This is a genomic window from Fructilactobacillus sp. X8R1C1 (assembly GCF_059900945.1).
Window position 1 is genome coordinate 52,859 of record NZ_JBWXVH010000001.1, and the last position, 16,991, is coordinate 69,849.

The following is a 16,991-nucleotide window of genomic DNA, read 5'->3' on the forward strand; positions in this document are numbered from 1 at the left end:
AATTTTACATATTCAGTTGGAGATTAATATGATTAAATACTTAAAACAGCTAGACTGGTACATTATGGTGCCATACCTATTACTGAGTTTGATTGGGATCGTCATGGTTTTTTCATCTAGTGAAGGGTTAAGCGCTCATGCGGAAATTGCTTTCCATTATTTAGAATATCAAGTTAGTTTTGTAATTGTTAGCTTCTTTGTATTGTTTTTTTTCTCAACGTTAAAAAGTAAATTACTTGAGGGAAATATAAAGTTCTATATAATTGCAATGATAATTATGACTGGAGTGTTGATTTTTTTAAAATTTTTTGGATCTAGTACAAATGGGGCTGCTGGATGGATTAGACTTGGACATCTTAGTATCCAACCGGCTGAGTTTTGTAAGCCGTTGTTCATTTTGTATTACGCAAACGTTTTGGCCAATGAAAAGCAATATTTTGAGAATGTTGGATTAAGGTATGAATTTATGAAAGTAGCTATGCCTAGTATTCTCCCAGCATTTATGATTTTTTTAATTGCTTTTCAGCCTGATACTGGTGGTGCAGCGATTAATATATTCATTATTTTAATGATGATTCTGGCAGCCGGAAGTAACTTTAAGGCTTCAAGAATTTGGATTGTTGTAATTGGCATCTTTATTTTAGGGGTTAGGATTTGGATTAAGCCATTTGAAGGAATTTTAAGTAGCATTCATGCTTATCAAATTCAAAGATTAATTAGTTTTTCAGATCCTTTCAAATATGCGCAAACTAGTGGACATCAATTGATTAATTCTTATTATGCAATTAGTAACGGAGGATTGTTTGGTGTTGGGATTGGTAACGGTATTCAAAAGATGGGTTACTTGTCAGAGCCAAATACTGATTTTATAATTGCAGTTATTGGTGAGGAACTCGGGATCGTTGGTATTTTAGTTGTTTTGGGACTCTTGTTGTATCTTGTTTTAAGAATCATCGCAGTTGGTAGTCGAACTAACGATACCTTTTATAGTACGATTTGTTATGGAACTGCAGCTTACATTTTTATTCAGACCTTATTTAATGCTGGTGGTGCGGTCGGTATGATTCCTTTAACTGGAGTTGCACTTCCATTTATCAGTTACGGGGGTTCAAGTATAATGGCACTTTCCATTTGTCTTGGACTAGTCCTTTATATTAGTAGAGTAGAAAAAAGAGAACGTAGTAATAAAAAAGTAAAGTAAGGTGAAATCATGGCCAAATTAACTGACCGAACGGAATTGATTGTTTCAACATACTCGATTCGTCAAATTAAAAACCTAAAGAGATTTGGTGATATTCGATTTGTATCGAAAAAGATGCATTATGTTATTATTTTTGTTGATAGTTCTGATTTAGATACGACTATCCAAGAAATTAGTAAACTTAGGTTTGTTAAAAAGGTTGGTGTCTCTAAAACCGTTGACTTGGCACTTACTTTTGGTGAGATTAATGCTGAAAATAACGTTGAAGAGTAGGAAACAAAAATGAGAATAATTTCAGGAAAATTTGGAGGACGTAAAATTAAACCAGTCCCTGGGAATCGGACGCGCCCAACAACCGACAAAGTGCGAGAAGCGTTATTTAACATGATCGGACCATACTTTGATGGCGGTAATTTTCTGGATTTATATGCCGGATCAGGAGCCGTCTCCCTTGAGGCCATTTCTAGGGGAATGGATCATGCCGTTTTAATTGATAAACAGTATGCTGCGTATAAAACTATTAAACAGAACGTTGCGATTGATCCGAATGCTGCTGATTTTTCTGTGTGGAAGATGAATGCCGAATCAGCACTGGTTAAATTGAAAGAAGAAGGTCATTTCTTTGACTATATTTTCTTGGATCCCCCATATAAAAAGCAACAGATGGTTAAACAACTAGAAGAAATTAGCAATAGTGGTTTGTTAAGTCATAATGGGATGGTAATCTGTGAGACTGACAATCAAACTGATATGTCTGATGATGTTAAAAACTATCGCCTCATTAAACAAAAAGATTATGGTTTAACGGTGATATCAATCTATCAAATTTTAATATAAAGGGAAAAATTATGAAAAAAGCCATTTATCCGGGTAGCTTTGACCCCATTACCAATGGACATTTGAATATTATTAAGCGAGCAACGCAACTATTTGACGAAGTTGTCGTTGCCATTGGCGACAATTCGAGTAAAGTGGGGTTGTTTACCCCTAAAGAACGGAAAGAAATGGTTGAAACGTGTGTGGCTGGCTATTCAAACGTTACTGTTAAGGTCTATTCTAATTTAACGGTTGATTTCTTAAAAGCAGAACATGCCAATATCCTGATCCGAGGGATTCGGGATACTAAAGACTTTGAAAACGAACAGGAAATTGCTAGTTTAAACCAAATGTTGGATTCGCAAATTGAGACCGTGTTGTTGTTTGCCAACCATGATTATGAATTGATTTCGTCTTCAATGGTTAAAGAGATTAATCATTTTGGTGGAGATGTATCAAAATTTGTCCCTGACGTTGTGTGTGAGGCACTAAAGGAGAAGAGAAACCAGTGAAGACAATCTGGAAATGGATTAAACATAACCGATATTTTTTGATTTTCCTAGGGATCATTATTTTTATATTGTGGTTCCTTTTTTGGCCGCTTAATGCTTTGATTGAAGCGCCTGGTGAAGCCGTTAACATTCAATCAATGGTTAAAATTCAAGGAATTAAACCAAATAAGAAGAATAAGTTTATGATCACTGCAGTTTCAATGTCGCAGGCTAGACCAATCACTTACTTGTATTCAAAAGTGAATCCCCATGTTTCAATTGAGAAAACGTCAGATGTGATGGGAAATCAAAGTAATCAAGAGTATGATAACGTACAAGATATTTATATGAAGACGGCTATCAATAATGCAATTTATGTTGGCTACCACAAAGCTCATGGTAAAATTAAGCAAAGTTATCATGGTGTGTACGTATTAAACGTTTATCCACAATCTGATTTCGCCAATAAATTGAAGCCTGGTGATTTAGTTGAATCAATAAATGGGAAAAAATTATATAAGGGTCCCGAATATGTAAAGTACATTCAAAGTTTACCCAAGCATGCGCAACTTAAAATTACTTTTAAACGGAATGGAAAAGATAAACAGGCGATCGGCACAAAGAAACAACTGGTCAAGGGGTTTTATGGGATTGGAATCGGAATGATTGATGATATGAGTGTTAAAACTGATCCTAAGGCCAATATTAACCCAGGAAAAATTGGTGGACCCTCTGGTGGTCTGATGTTTGCCCTGCAAGTATATAGTGAATTAAAACATACGAATTACGATTACAAACGAATTGCAGGAACTGGGACGATTGCCGCCAATGGTCAAGTGGGCGAAATTGGTGGAGTGGATAAGAAAATAATTGCTGCTAATAAGAGTGGCGCACAGGTTTTCTTTTGTCCATACGTTAAACCGACTGAGCCAATTTTGAGAATGGAGCAAGGTCATAAGACTAATTACCAAGTGGCTAAAGCAACTGCCAAAAGGTATGCCCCTAAAATGAAAATTGTTCCGGTCACATCTTTTGATGACGCTTTGAATTATTTAAATCAAAAACACAGCTAAAAGCTGTGTTTTTTTCGTATTTAAATGTGAAAGGAGAGAAAGATGGATAAGTTATATGAATTTATTGAGGAATACAAGTACAGAATTATTGGAGGATTGATAATTATTGTGGTAGGACTGCTGGGATATTGTGTTTTTGCATCTCAAAATAGTAGCGGGCAAGCACCACGTACTAATTTGCAAACAACAGCCAAAGCAAATCACAGAAAAAACGTTACTAAATCAACCGCAGAGAATTCGGCAGGCAATGGGAATGATGATCACCAACAAGTGTATGTTGATGTAAAGGGAGCAGTTAATAAACCAGGAGTTTATCAGGTTGGTAAAAACATGCGTGTTTCTGATGCAGTTGAATTAGCAGGTGGTTTTAATCGTTCAGCGGATGCTAAACACATTAATTTGGCGCAAAAATTGTCTGATCAACAGGTTGTTTATGTCCCAATTCGTGGAGAAATTAATGGATTACCAAAGACCAATCAAGTTGCTAGTGATTCATCAGGCAATTCGGCTGGAAGTGATAAGGGTTCTGATAGCGGAAAGGTTAATATTAATGAAGCAGATAAAGCTAAACTTCAACAGCTAAATGGGATTGGTGATAAGAAGGCTGATAAAATAATTGCTTATCGGAAACAAAGTGGCCCATTTAAAAAGCCTGAGGACTTGAAAAACGTTCCTGGATTTGGTGATAAGACCGTTGCAAATTTGAAAAGTTCGATTACTGTTTGAAGCAACTGTGATAGATAAATATTGGTATACTAGATTTAACTATTCTAGTGAAGGTGATGACAGTTATGAAAAAGAAGAGGATTCCGTGGGACCAATATTTTATGTTGCAAGCGATGTTAGTTGCGTCCAGAAGTACATGCAATCGACGATCTGTCGGTGCGGTATTGGTGCGAAATAAGCGAGTAATTGCTTGTGGATATAACGGTTCAGTATCAGGAGATGTCCATTGTATTGACGAAGGGTGTTATTTAGTAGATGGTCATTGTCAAAGAACAATCCACGCCGAGATGAATGCCATTCTACAATGTGCTAAGTTTGGTGAGTCAACTGATAATGCTGAGTTATACGTCACTGATGTACCTTGTTTGCAGTGTACAAAGATGTTACTTCAGGCCGGGATCATTAAAATCAAGTATTTAAGAAATTATCATAACAGTGAGTATGCTAAAAAGTTGTTGGACATGAAACATGTCTCTTTAGAAAAAGTTGATGTTAATCAAAATGATGTTAATAATCTACCGTTTGAATCATTCTTATCCGTCGATAAATAATTAAAAAGAATTTTTTGGTTTTTACATCCATTTTGTGGGTGCTTGGTGCATTCGCATTTTTTGGAAATCACGTAATTGGAATTGTTTTATTAATTTTATGGTTGATTCGTATCTTTCTTTTAAGAATTCCCCGTTTCTTTTCAAAAAGTGTCATCTCACTGCTAATTCCACTGATATTTTTTGGAATTTGGCAAAATCACATTAACCGACAAGTTAGGGTGATACCTAAGACAGAAACGACTTCGACTTGGATAGCTAAGGTCCATCCAGATGAATTACAGCTTCATGGAGATACGTATAGTGGAGTTGTAGAAATTCCCCGGCTAAAACAGCGGGTATTAATTTATGGGTTTGTAAAAAATAAGAGTGAAAAAGATGCTTTGCTTCATCTTAATCACACCAGCGAATTTATTATTGATGGCCAACTTAGTTTGATTGATTCACCACCCAATTTTGCTCAATTTGACTCCAAGAGTTTTAATCGCGCTAAGGGAATTGTGAGTGAAATTAAATGTGATCAAATTAAATACCGTCAGATTTGTAGCAATCAAGGTTTAGGTGATCGGGTTCACGACTTAAGGTTTCAAATGATTAAAACGTGTGATCAATTACCTAAACATCTACGGATGTACGTTTTGGGTATCATTTATGGAAGTCGGAGTAGTGATTTTAGAGAAGAACTGACCGGGGTCCAACGCTTGGGCCTCATCCACTTATTCACAATTTCGGGGATGCACGTTTATTATTTAATTGGTTTGATTACGTGGATTATGACGACTTTGCGATTGAGAAGGGAGCAGGTTAATTCATTCTTAATCATTTTTCTTCCATTTTACTTTGTAATTGCTGGTGCAGGAGCTAGTTTACTTCGGGCAATTATAATGGCCGAAGAACGCTTGGGTCTAGATAAAGTGTATCTTGACATATCTCCCTTAGATATCTGGTCCAGTGCGGTGATGATCAACTTGCTGATTAATCCATTGTTTATTTTTCAGTTTGGGTGTCAGCTTTCATATTTATTATCACTTGGGTTAATCCTGACGAAAAACTGTGGGTTTTTAAAACAAACTATCCTACTTAACTTAATTAGTTTACCGATTATTTTGTATCATATGTATGAATGGCATGCATTATCTTTGTTTGCCAATCTGTTATTTGTCCCCTTCTTTTCAACCTTTATATTTCCGATTGTGTTAATTGGATATTTGCTGTCATTTTTAAAATTTGATTTGATTGTTTCATTAATTGATACAACCTTAAAGACATTTGACCAGCTTTTAAATTTTCTTTCAAGGCTTCCAGGAAATTTGGTGATCGGGAAACTAAACGTATGGATCGTTTTATTAATGGTAATAATTTCTTTACTACTCATTGAAAAAGTAACTATGAAGCGAATGATTCTTTTAGTGTTATTTTTTAGCATTGGTTTTGTGATGATTCATTTTCCAATGAATGGAGAAGTTGATGCATTTGATGTTGGTCAAGGGGATAGTTTTCTTGTTAGAGAGCCATTTAATCGTTCGATTACGTTGATTGACACTGGCGGAAAGCCTAATTTCTTTGGCAAACAGAAGCGGGCCAAAATTTATCAAGCCAATGATACTTCAATCCAATATTTAAAAAGCATTGGGATTTCAAAACTTGATAATGTTTGTTTAAGTCATCAAGATGCTGATCATGTTGGTGATTTGCCGGCCTTCTTAAGTAAAATGAAGGTTGATCGGGTTTATGTTCCGTGGGGGATGACTAATAATCAAAGCTTTTTAAGGCGAATTAGACCGTATCAAGGACAGTTTCAGTTGCTTGATGCCAAGGATGGAAATCGAATTAAAAATTCCCCATTTCAAGTTGTTCATCCGATGAAAAGTGGGTCTGGTGAAAATCAAGATTCCATGGTACTTTTTGGTAAAATTGGCGGTTTGAAGTGGATTTTTATGGGTGATTTGAACCGAGAGGAAGAACTTAAGATTATCCAAAAATATCCTGATTTGCGAGTTGATGTGATCAAGCTAGGTCATCACGGAAGTAAGACTTCATCCGATCCTAGATTTATCAGGGCAATTAATCCTAAAGTTGCTCTGATATCTGCGGGTCGTCATAATCGTTATAATCATCCAAATCAGGAAACTATTGATACAATGAACCAACAACATGTTGCAATTATCAGTACCAAAAAGAATGGTATGATTAGATATAAGTTCAAAAATAATAACAAAATTGGAAAATTTGAAACAAAGTGGAAGGTGGCACGTCGTTGAGTGTCGTAGAACAAGTTAATCAGATTGATAGTGATCCTAAATCAATTTATTTAATCCTTGGAAATGATGATTATTGGATCGATATAATTCAAAAGAAACTAAAGTCTCTAATCCCAAATGATGAACGGACAATGAATTTTGCTACTTATGATATGGAAGAAACATCGCTTTCCGTTGCACTAAATGATGCGATGTCAATTCCCTTTTTTGGGAAAAAACGACTAGTCTTCATTAAGAATCCATATTTTTTAACCGGTGAAAAAAATAAAAGCAAAACCGTTCATCATTCAGAAGAACTCATAAATTATTTGAAGAATGCTCCTGATGAAACAACTCTAGCTTTTTTTGCTCCATACCAAAAGTTAGATGCTAGAAAAAAAGTTAGTAAGGAGCTTTTAAAACGTGCGGAAGTAATCGACTTAAATCGGTTTTCTGAAAGGGAAATTAAGCAGTTAGTGCAAAGTAAGATTAAGAACAGTGGATATTCGATCGATCGAAATGCACTTGAAGAACTTCTTTCTCGAACTTCGGGTAATTTGGCTAGTGTTATGAATGAATTAGATAAACTCTTTTTATACAAAATCAATGATAAAAAAATAACGCTTGATGCGGTCGATTCGTTAGTATCAAAATCGATGGATCAAAACGTTTTTGATTTAATTAATTATTTAATGAGTGGTAAAACAACGCAAGCAATCGAGTTTTATCATGATTTAATTTCTCAGAAGCATGAGCCAATTCAAATCAATGCAATTTTAGTTAGTCAGTTCAGATTATTACTGCAAGTTAAAATTTTAGATTATTTTGGCTATAGTCAGGGGAATTTAGCAAGTTCTTTACGGGTCCATCCGTATCGAGTAAAGTTAGCAATCAGGAACAATCGCAAGTATCCTAGAGAATATCTACGAGATGCATATATTAGTTTGGTAGAAATTGAAGAGCAACTGAAAAGTACGAGTATTGATCCAGAATTGTTGTTTGAAATGTTTGCCGTTAAACTAAATCAGAGTATAAAAAAAGAATCCGATTAATCGGATTCTTTTTTTAGTTGTCGTTTTTAGCAAGTTTATTTGCTAAATGAGACTTCTTACGGTTAGCGTTATTAGCTTTGATAAGACCCTTAGATTTTGCATGGTCAATTGCTGCAACAGCACTGCGGTATACACTATCTAAATCATCGGCACCAGAAGCTTCAGCTTTTTCGAATTTTTTGATTGCACTTCTCATTTCGTTCTTTTGAGATGCGTTTTTCTTTCTAGCTTCTTCGTTAGTTCGCATACGTTCGATAGCAGATTTAATTACTGGCATTAAGTTCACCTCCACCTTGTGAAATAAATTCAATTATTCACATCTTTTGACGTTCTTAATTATACAAAATCCATTGATTAATTGCAATAGCACCAAAAACAAGACTAATTTTTTAATGATAACTTGAATAACGCTTTCTTTTAGGTTATATTAAATAAGTAACTTAATCTTAGTTTTGCGAGTCACTGACGTATTACTCAGATTGAGGGATTAGATTAGAAAGGTGGAATGTAATAATGGCTTTAACTAAAGAACAAAAGAACGATATTATTAAAAAGTTTGCTCAACACGATGGTGACACGGGTTCGACAGAAGTACAAATTGCTGTACTGACTGCTGATATTAATGAAATTAATGGACACATGAAGACCCACAAAAAGGATTTTCATTCACAACGTGGACTTATGAAGAAGATCGGTCACAGAAGAAATCTTCTTGCTTACTTACGTAACAATGATGTACAAAGTTATCGTAAATTAATCAAGGAATTAGGATTACGTCGTTAATCTTGATTTTAATAGGGCGGATTTTTCCGCTCTTTTTTTATACATAAATAATTTAGTGCTTAATATAAATATGTTACACTGTTAACAGATATCATGAGCGCTTAGAGGCCAAGCTTCGCATAAAATAGTTAATTTTAATCGTAAGTAATTTTTTGAGAGGAACAAGTAATTATGAAAAAGAACATCAAAATCATTCCACTGGGTGGAGTGAGAGAAAATGGCAAGGATCTTTATGCCATTGAAATTAATGATAATAGTATTTTTATTTTGGATTGTGGACTAAAATACCCTCAAAACGAAATGTTAGGAATTGATTTTGTAATCCCAGATTTTTCGTATTTAAGGGATAACGCCGATAAAATTGTCGGGGTTTTTCTTACCCACGGTCACGCAGATGCAATTGGTGCACTTCCATATTTTTTAAGTGAATTTAACGTTCCCGTGTTTGGAACGGAGTTAACGATTGGTTTGGCAAAGTTGGCGGTTGCCGATAATAAGAAGACTAAGAAATTTAATGATTTTCACGTCATTAATAGTAAAAGCGAAATTGTATTTGAGGATGGCACGGTTAGTTTCTTTGATACCACTCATTCAATTCCTGACTCAGTTGGGATCGTGATTAGTACTGAACTTGGAAACATTGTCTATACTGGTGATTTTAAGTTTGATCAGACTGCTGCTGACGGATACAAAACGGATTATTCAGCTCTTACTGATATTGGTAAAGAACACGTCTTGGCACTTTTAAGTGACTCAAGAAATGCTGACAATCCGGAAGAGAGTACCGACGAGAAAGAGATCAGAGACTATCTCTATGAAACCTTTCACTATCAGAAGGGTCGTGTGATCGTTGCCTGTCTTGCTAATAATATTTTAAGAATTCAAGAAGTATTAAACGCCGCGTCTAAGTCAGGTAGGAGAGTCTATCTAACCAGCAAGGGTCTAGAAGAGGTTATTGATACTGCGTTGAAACTTGGCAAGTTAACGTTACCTTCTGACGATTTGTTTATTGAATCTGCAAAAGAGTTAAATCAAATGAATCCACATGAAGTTCTGATTCTACAAACCGGTAAGAACGGTGAACCAATGGAATCACTTCAAAGAATGGCTGACAATCGAGACAGAGACGTTGATATTCAGCCAGGTGACCTGGTCTTGATTGCTACCAGTCCATCCCGTGCAATGGACACTCCATGGGCTAAGACTCGCGATATGATCTATAAAGCTGGTGGGGAGGTCATGAGCATTGCTGATGAAAAGAATATTTCAGGGGATGCCAGCAAGCATGATCTTCAACTGCTCCTTAATTTAATTCATCCTGATTACTTAATACCAATCCAGGGTGAGTATCGATTAATGGAAGCACAAAAAGAGCTAGCTGAGGAAGTTGGGATGAAACCATCACACGTTATTTTACCCGCTAAAGGTGATGTAATTGAGTTTGATGGTGAAAACATGTTTTTGTCAGAAGCTGTCCCAGCTTCTGACACCATGATTGATGGGATTGGTGTCGGAGACATTGGAAACATTGTATTACGAGATCGAAAAGTGTTATCGGAAGATGGTGTCTTCGTGGCAGTTGTTACTATCGACCGTAAGAAGAAAAAAATTATTTCAGAGCCCAAAATCATGGCTCGGGGATTTGTTTACGTTAATTCTGATAAATCCTTGCTTAAAGAAGCAGCTGATATTGTATCTGAAGCAGTCCAGAATAACCTTAATAACAAGGAGTTTGACTGGGGTCATTTAAAACAGGATGTTAGAGAAGACCTTGGACAATTTCTATACAAAAAGACTGGGAGAAGACCAGTAATTCTTCCAGTTATTATGGAAGTCAATCAACACCATAGAAGAAAAAAAGCTAACAATAAAAACGATCAAGAAGATTAAAGAAGTTGAGCCCCGGCTCAATTTTTTTGTTTTCTTATGTGAGGATAATAGATTGAATGATCATCAAAAGGCAAGATTAAAAAAAGCACAAACAGACTTTAGGCAAAAACATTATCAGAAAAGTTCACGGGAATTGTTGGCTTTGTATGATGAAGTTGACGATTACAATGTGATTGATTTGTTGGGACACTCGCTCTTTAATGAAAAAAAGTACGTTGAATCATATCGATTATTAGAAGATAACTTTAATTATTTTGTTGAAAATGATGTTAAATTATTAATAAATATTTACTTAAAAAACCGGAAGTTTATCCCATTACGAATAATTGTTGATTCAATTGATGTATTAGATAAGGATGATGTCAAAGGCAAAATCGAATCTTTAGAGAGAATCAATGACTCTGAGCAGGCTGAATCTAACCGGGCTAACTTGAAGCATTTTATGCACATGGGTGGACAAACGGGAATCAAGCAGCGCGACATAATGGAAAAGGCTGAAGAACTCCCGTATAAGCAATATTTGAAGGGTGCACAGTTTAACCTAGTAGATCCAGACGTCAATCCGATATGGAGAAATCAGTTACTTAATAATTTAGCTAAGTTAAAGTATGATAAACCAGTTAAATATATTTGGATGGATGGAAAAACGTATACTTTAACACCATCACAGCTTGTTGATGAATTGGATTCTAGTGCGTATCAAGCAATGCAAAAGGAAATTAGGGAACGCTATGGACAAAATGATCCAATTCGTTATCAGCAAATTTCTAACGCGGCCAAATATGATGCTCAGATTTTGTATCCGTTTATTGATGATGTGATTAAGGAACCTGATGAATGGGTAACCGCTATTCATCGGCATATCATTAATCCGAATATGGTAGTGGATGATGAAAAAATGAAATCAATTGATCATTGGTTAGTGAAAATTGATAAAATCATGAATTTATTACTAAAGTAATTTAAGAAATTGTCTATATCTGGTTTACAAATAATTTGTCAGTGGATATAATATGAAAGTGAATTCCCAAAAAGGTGACAATTTTGCCTTTTAGGGGAAATGTAGTATAATTAATAATAAAGAGACATTGGCGTTTTGCTGATGTTTATCTTACGAAAATGACAGGAGGGTTTCATAAATGGCAAAAGAACATTATGAAAGAACAAAGCCCCACGTTAATATTGGTACTATCGGCCATATTGACCACGGGAAGACTACTTTAACTGCAGCAATCACTAAAGTATTATCAGAAAAAGGCTTGGCTAAGGCTGAAGACTTTGCTGATATCGATGCTGCACCAGAAGAAAAGGAACGTGGTATTACTATTAATACTGCCCACGTTGAATACGAAACTGAAAAGCGTCATTATGCACATATTGACGCCCCAGGACATGCTGACTACGTTAAGAACATGATCACTGGTGCTGCCCAAATGGATGGTGCCATTCTTGTTGTTGCCGCAACTGATGGTCCTATGCCACAAACTCGTGAACACATTTTGCTTGCTAGACAAGTTGGTGTTGACCACATTGTTGTCTTTTTGAACAAGACTGACATGGTTGATGACGACGAATTGATCGACTTAGTTGAAATGGAAATTCGTGAGTTGCTTTCAGAATATGGTTACAATGGTGACGATGTTCCGGTTGTTCGTGGTTCAGCTTTGAAAGCACTTCAAGGTGACAAAGAACAAGAAGAAAACATCATGAAATTAATGGATGTTGTTGATGAATACATCCCAACTCCAGAACGTGATGACGACAAGCCATTCTTAATGCCTGTTGAAGATGTGTTTACCATCACTGGTCGTGGAACTGTTGCTTCTGGTCGTATTGACCGTGGTAGCATCAAAGTCGGCGACGAAGTTGAAATTGTTGGTTTAGTCCCTGACACATTGAAGACCACTGTTACTGGTCTTGAAATGTTCAGAAAGACTCTTGACAAAGGTGAAGCCGGTGACAACATCGGTGCATTACTTCGTGGTATTGATCGTGACCAAGTTGTTCGTGGACAAGTTCTTGCAGCACCTGGTTCAATTCAAACCCACAAGAAGTTCACTGGTCAAGTTTATATCTTAACCAAAGAAGAAGGTGGACGTCATACTCCATTCTTCTCAAACTATCGTCCTCAATTCTACTTCCACACCACTGATGTTACTGGTGTTATCGAATTAGACAAGGGAACTGAAATGGTAATGCCTGGAGACAACGTTACTTTCCACGTTGACTTAACTAAGCCAGTTGCCATTGAAAAGGGTACTAAGTTCACTATTCGTGAAGGTGGACATACCGTTGGTGCCGGTGTTGTTACCGAAATCGATGATTAATTAGTATTTTTATTTAGAGATTGAAGACAATGTCTTCAATCTCTTTTTTATTGCTATGGCCGTTTTAGCGTCGCTGTTTACTTTTGAGGACGCTTAAGTTAGAATATTATTTGAATACTATTACTTGGAAAAGTGTGTAAATATTTTTCATGTTGGAGGAAATGTTATGGCAGATTGGAAGAAAAAAGGTACCAATGATGGGGAATTAACCTTTGAAATTGGTCTTGATAAGATTAAAGAAGGATTAGATCTAGCTTTCAAAAAGAATAAGAAAAATATTAAAGTTCCTGGATTCCGTAAGGGTAAAGTTTCAAGACAAGTATTTAACCAAATGTATGGTGAAGAAGCTTTATACCAAGATGCTTTGAATTTGTTATTACCAGATGCTTACAGTGAAGCAATTAAAGACGCTGGCATTGAACCCGTTGGTCAACCTGACGTTAGTGTTGATTCAATTGAAAAAGGGAAGCCTTGGGTCTTAAAGGCTACTGTTAGCGTTAAACCTGACGTTAAACTTGGTCAATACAAAGGACTAAGCGTTCCAAAGGAAAGCACTCGAGTTTACAAGAAAGACGTTGATGCTAAGATTGATAAAATGCGTCAATCTCAAGCTGAACTTGTTCTAGTTGATCGTCCTGCCAAAAAAGGTGACACTGTTACCATTGATTTTGAGGGATTTGTTGATGGCAAGCCTTTTGAAGGTGGAAAAGCAAATAACTATTCTCTTGAACTTGGTTCAGGATCATTCATTCCAGGATTTGAAGATCAATTGATTGGAAAAAAGGCTGGCGATGATGTCGAAGTAAAAGTTACCTTCCCTAAGGATTATCAAGAAAAGTCACTAGCTGGCAAAGAAGCTACCTTTAAGGTTAAACTCCATGAAGTTAAAGAGAAACAACTTCCTAAGCTTGATGATGACTTTGCTAAAGATGTTGATGAAGATGTTGATACTCTTTCTGAATTGGAAGACAAAGTTAAAAAAGAACTTAAGGAACAAAAAGAATCAGCCGCTCACGATGCCAAGGAAAATACGGCTATTAGTGAAGCAGTAGATAATGCTACTGTTAAAGATATTCCAGAAGTTATGATTAATGATGACGTTCAACGTCAAATGGACCAGTACTTAGCTGGAATGCAGCAGCAGGGTATTAACGCTGAAATGTACTACAAACTCACTGGTACTAAGCCAGAGGACTTAAAGAAGCAATTTGCTGATGGTGCAGATCGTCGAGTTAAAACTAATTTGGTCTTAGAAGCAATTGTTAAAGCTGAAAAGATTGATCCTAGTGAAGAAGACATTCAAAAAGAAGTTAGCAACCTCGCTAAACAATACGGAATGGAAGAAACTGCCGTTCGTAATGCATTATCTGATGACATGTTAAAACATGATATTGGTATTCAAAAAGCCGTTGACATTGTGGTTGACAGTGCTAAAGAAGAACCAAAATCAACTACCAAGAAGGCTTCTGAAAAGAAGGATTCCAGTAAAGAAAATAAGAAATAATTTATACAAGATGGGATCCGCTTGTTAGAGCGGGTCTTTTTTTGTAGAGCAAATTATTTTAAAAGGTTCTATTAGTATGGTATAGTTTCAAATTGCAGGCAACGAGACGAATTAACAACGAATTAACAAAAAGGAGAGATACCATGTATGATGATTCAAATCAAAATGAGACCATTACTTGCTCCTTTTGTGGAAAGTCACAGGACCAAGTAAAAAAAATTGTTGCTGGACCCGGTGTATATATTTGTAATGAATGTATCGATTTGTGTGAACAAATCATGAGTGATGAATTAAACAAGACCAATGTTGAAGACATCAATGTGCTTACCCCAAGTGAAATTGTTAAAAAACTTGATGAGTATGTGATTGGTCAAGATGAAGCCAAAAAAACGCTAGCGGTGGCTGTCTTTAATCATTATATGAGAATTAAGGCTTTGAATGATTCTGAAGATGATGATGAAAGTGAAGATGGTAACCAAGAACGACATGCTTATGATGATGCTCAGATTCAGAAAAGTAATATTGCGATGATTGGACCAACTGGATCGGGGAAGACTTATCTGGCCCAAACACTTGCTAAAATTTTAAACGTTCCCTTTGCAATTGCTGACGCTACGACGTTGACTGAAGCTGGATATGTTGGAGAAGATGTTGAAAATATTCTTTTGAAACTCTTACAGAACGCTGACTATGACGTTGATCGGGCTGAAAAGGGAATCATTTATATTGACGAGATTGATAAAATTGCTAAAAAAGCCGAAAATGTTTCAATCACAAGAGATGTATCTGGTGAAGGTGTCCAACAAGCTCTGTTAAAGATTTTAGAGGGAACTACCGCTAATGTTCCACCAAAGGGTGGTAGAAAGAACCCGAGCCAAGAGTTTATTAAGATTAATACGAAGAATATTCTGTTTATTGTTGGTGGGGCTTTTGATGGAATTCAAGATATTGTTAGACGACGCTTAGGTGATAAGACAATTGGTTTTGGGGTTGATAATCATGAGACCCAAGACGTTGCTGATGAAGATATTATGCAAAAAGTAATTCCTGAAGACCTGATGAATTTTGGATTAATTCCAGAGTTTATCGGTCGTCTTCCAATTTTGACCGCTTTGAATAAGTTAAGTGAAAATGATCTGGTCAAAATTCTGACTCAACCTAAAAATGCGTTAGTAAAACAATACCAAAAGCTTTTATCACTCGAGGGTGTCCAACTTAAATTTGAAGACGCTGCACTTAAGGCCATGGCAAAAAAAGCCATTGCTAGAAATACGGGTGCTCGTGGTCTTCGTTCTATGATTGAAAGTGTGATGAGAGATATTATGTATTCACTTCCAAGTCGTGATGACGTTAAAGAAGTGATTGTTACCCCAGATTCAGTAAATAGTGGTAAAGAACCAAAGATGGTCTTAAAAAGCGAAACAAAGTAATTAAACGGAGATAATAATGGACGTAAATGATGTTGAACTTGTAATGAGTGCAGTTGATCCCAAACAGTATCCCACTACTGGATATCCAGAAATTGGCTTTTTGGGTCGATCTAACGTTGGCAAGTCTTCACTAACGAATGTGTTGATTAACCGGAAGGATTACGCTCATACGTCTGGCCAACCGGGAAAAACTCAAACTTTGAATTTTTATCGCGTTAACGATGAACTCTATTTTGTTGACGTTCCAGGATATGGCTATGCGAAGGTTTCTAAAACAGAACGGGAAAAATGGGCTCAAATGATTGAGACTTATCTAACGCAACGTGAACAGCTCCGGGGAGTGATCAATTTAATTGATGGTAGACACGCCCCGAGTGAGTACGATATTCAGATGCGTGATTGGTTAGAGTATTATGGAATTCCCGTGCTTTATGTAGCGACTAAGGTTGATAAAATTCCTAAAAGTAAGATCAAGAAACAAGAACAAACGTTGCGAAAAGGGTTGGAGCTTGAAGCAGATGAACCGCTGATAATGTTCTCTGCTAAAACCAAGGTCGGAGCAGATCAAATTTGGAACTGGATTGAGCAACAAATTAAGTAATAAAAAATCAGCTGTGAGAACAGCTGATTTTGTGTTTATTTGGTTTTGTCTTGATCTAATATTTTATTCTTTTTTGATTCGCGCTGGTCTTCTTTGTTTTTATGATTCAAAAACTTGGTACGGTTAGGATCTTTCGGATTCTCTTTAGCGAATTTACTGAACATGGCATCAAGATCTTCATTTCTTCTAATTTTTAGTCCCATATCGATCGCTCCTTTAAACTCATCATAGCAAAAAAATCATTTCATGTCAGTTTGTTATACAAACTGTAACTAATTCATTATAATTGTAACAGTAGTATTTATCGGA

General features: G+C 36.1%; 18 protein-coding genes. 16 read left to right on the forward strand and 2 right to left on the reverse strand.

The features are described from left to right. Positions 1-28: 28 nt before the first annotated feature. The 9 genes from AC6UD1_RS00330 (at position 29) to holA (ending at position 8,147) form a co-directional block, all read left to right on the forward strand. A complete protein-coding gene (locus tag AC6UD1_RS00330) occupies positions 29-1,201 on the forward strand; it encodes an FtsW/RodA/SpoVE family cell cycle protein (protein WP_500707050.1) in 1,173 nt (390 codons plus the stop codon). Between the two features lie 9 nt (positions 1,202-1,210). Beyond that, on the forward strand, positions 1,211-1,474 hold the full coding sequence (locus AC6UD1_RS00335; protein ID WP_500693903.1) for a YlbG family protein: 264 nt from the start codon (positions 1,211-1,213) through the stop codon (positions 1,472-1,474). Positions 1,475-1,483: 9 nt separating this feature from the next. After that, a complete protein-coding gene (gene rsmD / locus AC6UD1_RS00340) occupies positions 1,484-2,038 on the forward strand; it encodes a 16S rRNA (guanine(966)-N(2))-methyltransferase RsmD (RefSeq protein WP_500695548.1) in 555 nt (184 codons plus the stop codon). Between the two features lie 11 nt (positions 2,039-2,049). Beyond that, positions 2,050-2,529, forward strand: coding sequence for a pantetheine-phosphate adenylyltransferase (gene coaD / locus AC6UD1_RS00345; protein ID WP_500707051.1), 480 nt, complete (start codon positions 2,050-2,052; stop codon positions 2,527-2,529). Further along, positions 2,526-3,581: a SepM family pheromone-processing serine protease gene (locus tag AC6UD1_RS00350; RefSeq protein WP_500707052.1), complete on the forward strand. Its 1,056-nt coding sequence runs from the start codon at positions 2,526-2,528 to the stop codon at positions 3,579-3,581. The genes coaD and AC6UD1_RS00350 overlap by 4 nt, the downstream gene beginning before the upstream one ends. A gap of 42 nt (positions 3,582-3,623) precedes the next feature. Further along, positions 3,624-4,307 carry a helix-hairpin-helix domain-containing protein gene (locus AC6UD1_RS00355; protein ID WP_500699398.1) on the forward strand — a complete coding sequence of 228 codons (684 nt, stop codon included), beginning with the start codon at positions 3,624-3,626 and terminating at the stop codon, positions 4,305-4,307. 65 nt (positions 4,308-4,372) lie between these two features. After that, the gene (locus AC6UD1_RS00360) at positions 4,373-4,858 is read left to right on the forward strand and encodes a ComE operon protein 2 (RefSeq protein WP_500695550.1); all 486 of its coding nucleotides are present in this window, start codon (positions 4,373-4,375) and stop codon (positions 4,856-4,858) included. Between the two features lie 101 nt (positions 4,859-4,959). Then, positions 4,960-7,116, forward strand: a complete 2,157-nt coding sequence (locus tag AC6UD1_RS00365; protein ID WP_500707053.1) for a DNA internalization-related competence protein ComEC/Rec2 — start codon at positions 4,960-4,962, stop codon at positions 7,114-7,116. Further along, entirely contained in the window at positions 7,113-8,147 is a 1,035-nt protein-coding gene (holA, locus tag AC6UD1_RS00370; RefSeq protein ID WP_500693896.1) for a DNA polymerase III subunit delta, read from the forward strand. The genes AC6UD1_RS00365 and holA overlap by 4 nt, the downstream gene beginning before the upstream one ends. Positions 8,148-8,160: 13 nt before the next feature. Here the strand turns inward: holA and rpsT are convergent, their stop codons facing one another. Continuing rightward, entirely contained in the window at positions 8,161-8,424 is a 264-nt protein-coding gene (gene rpsT / locus AC6UD1_RS00375; RefSeq protein WP_500695552.1) for a 30S ribosomal protein S20, read from the reverse strand. Between the two features lie 236 nt (positions 8,425-8,660). Between rpsT and rpsO the strand changes: the two genes are divergently transcribed. The 7 genes from rpsO to yihA all read left to right on the forward strand — a co-directional run bounded on the left by rpsO (position 8,661) and on the right by yihA (position 16,682). Continuing rightward, positions 8,661-8,930: a 30S ribosomal protein S15 gene (gene rpsO / locus AC6UD1_RS00380; protein WP_500693894.1), complete on the forward strand. Its 270-nt coding sequence runs from the start codon at positions 8,661-8,663 to the stop codon at positions 8,928-8,930. Between the two features lie 171 nt (positions 8,931-9,101). After that, on the forward strand, positions 9,102-10,820 hold the full coding sequence (locus tag AC6UD1_RS00385; RefSeq protein WP_500707054.1) for a ribonuclease J: 1,719 nt from the start codon (positions 9,102-9,104) through the stop codon (positions 10,818-10,820). A gap of 52 nt (positions 10,821-10,872) precedes the next feature. Further along, the gene (locus tag AC6UD1_RS00390; protein WP_500707055.1) at positions 10,873-11,781 is read left to right on the forward strand and encodes a hypothetical protein; all 909 of its coding nucleotides are present in this window, start codon (positions 10,873-10,875) and stop codon (positions 11,779-11,781) included. A 178-nt stretch (positions 11,782-11,959) separates the two neighbouring features. Next, positions 11,960-13,147 (forward strand): elongation factor Tu, encoded by a 1,188-nt coding sequence (tuf, locus tag AC6UD1_RS00395; RefSeq protein ID WP_500693891.1) that lies wholly within the window; start codon positions 11,960-11,962, stop codon positions 13,145-13,147. A gap of 166 nt (positions 13,148-13,313) precedes the next feature. Continuing rightward, the gene (gene tig, locus AC6UD1_RS00400; protein ID WP_500707056.1) at positions 13,314-14,651 is read left to right on the forward strand and encodes a trigger factor; all 1,338 of its coding nucleotides are present in this window, start codon (positions 13,314-13,316) and stop codon (positions 14,649-14,651) included. Between the two features lie 143 nt (positions 14,652-14,794). Then, a complete protein-coding gene (clpX, locus tag AC6UD1_RS00405) occupies positions 14,795-16,081 on the forward strand; it encodes an ATP-dependent Clp protease ATP-binding subunit ClpX (RefSeq protein WP_500699412.1) in 1,287 nt (428 codons plus the stop codon). Between the two features lie 16 nt (positions 16,082-16,097). Beyond that, positions 16,098-16,682: a ribosome biogenesis GTP-binding protein YihA/YsxC gene (gene yihA / locus AC6UD1_RS00410; RefSeq protein WP_500693888.1), complete on the forward strand. Its 585-nt coding sequence runs from the start codon at positions 16,098-16,100 to the stop codon at positions 16,680-16,682. Positions 16,683-16,717: 35 nt separating this feature from the next. On the opposite strand, the gene AC6UD1_RS00415 is transcribed toward yihA, so the two are convergent. Further along, positions 16,718-16,885, reverse strand: a complete 168-nt coding sequence (locus AC6UD1_RS00415; protein WP_500695557.1) for an SPJ_0845 family protein — start codon at positions 16,883-16,885, stop codon at positions 16,718-16,720. Positions 16,886-16,991 lie beyond the last annotated feature (106 nt).

Coding starts and splice junctions, on each gene's coding strand:
- AC6UD1_RS00330 (WP_500707050.1), top strand. CDS start 29: ATGATTAAATACTTAAAACAGCTAGACTGGTACATTATGGTGCCATAC.
- AC6UD1_RS00335 (WP_500693903.1), top strand. CDS start 1,211: ATGGCCAAATTAACTGACCGAACGGAATTGATTGTTTCAACATACTCG.
- rsmD (WP_500695548.1), top strand. CDS start 1,484: ATGAGAATAATTTCAGGAAAATTTGGAGGACGTAAAATTAAACCAGTC.
- coaD (WP_500707051.1), top strand. CDS start 2,050: ATGAAAAAAGCCATTTATCCGGGTAGCTTTGACCCCATTACCAATGGA.
- AC6UD1_RS00355 (WP_500699398.1), top strand. CDS start 3,624: ATGGATAAGTTATATGAATTTATTGAGGAATACAAGTACAGAATTATT.
- AC6UD1_RS00360 (WP_500695550.1), top strand. CDS start 4,373: ATGAAAAAGAAGAGGATTCCGTGGGACCAATATTTTATGTTGCAAGCG.
- rpsT (WP_500695552.1), bottom strand. CDS start 8,424: ATGCCAGTAATTAAATCTGCTATCGAACGTATGCGAACTAACGAAGAA.
- rpsO (WP_500693894.1), top strand. CDS start 8,661: ATGGCTTTAACTAAAGAACAAAAGAACGATATTATTAAAAAGTTTGCT.
- AC6UD1_RS00385 (WP_500707054.1), top strand. CDS start 9,102: ATGAAAAAGAACATCAAAATCATTCCACTGGGTGGAGTGAGAGAAAAT.
- tuf (WP_500693891.1), top strand. CDS start 11,960: ATGGCAAAAGAACATTATGAAAGAACAAAGCCCCACGTTAATATTGGT.
- tig (WP_500707056.1), top strand. CDS start 13,314: ATGGCAGATTGGAAGAAAAAAGGTACCAATGATGGGGAATTAACCTTT.
- clpX (WP_500699412.1), top strand. CDS start 14,795: ATGTATGATGATTCAAATCAAAATGAGACCATTACTTGCTCCTTTTGT.
- yihA (WP_500693888.1), top strand. CDS start 16,098: ATGGACGTAAATGATGTTGAACTTGTAATGAGTGCAGTTGATCCCAAA.
- AC6UD1_RS00415 (WP_500695557.1), bottom strand. CDS start 16,885: ATGGGACTAAAAATTAGAAGAAATGAAGATCTTGATGCCATGTTCAGT.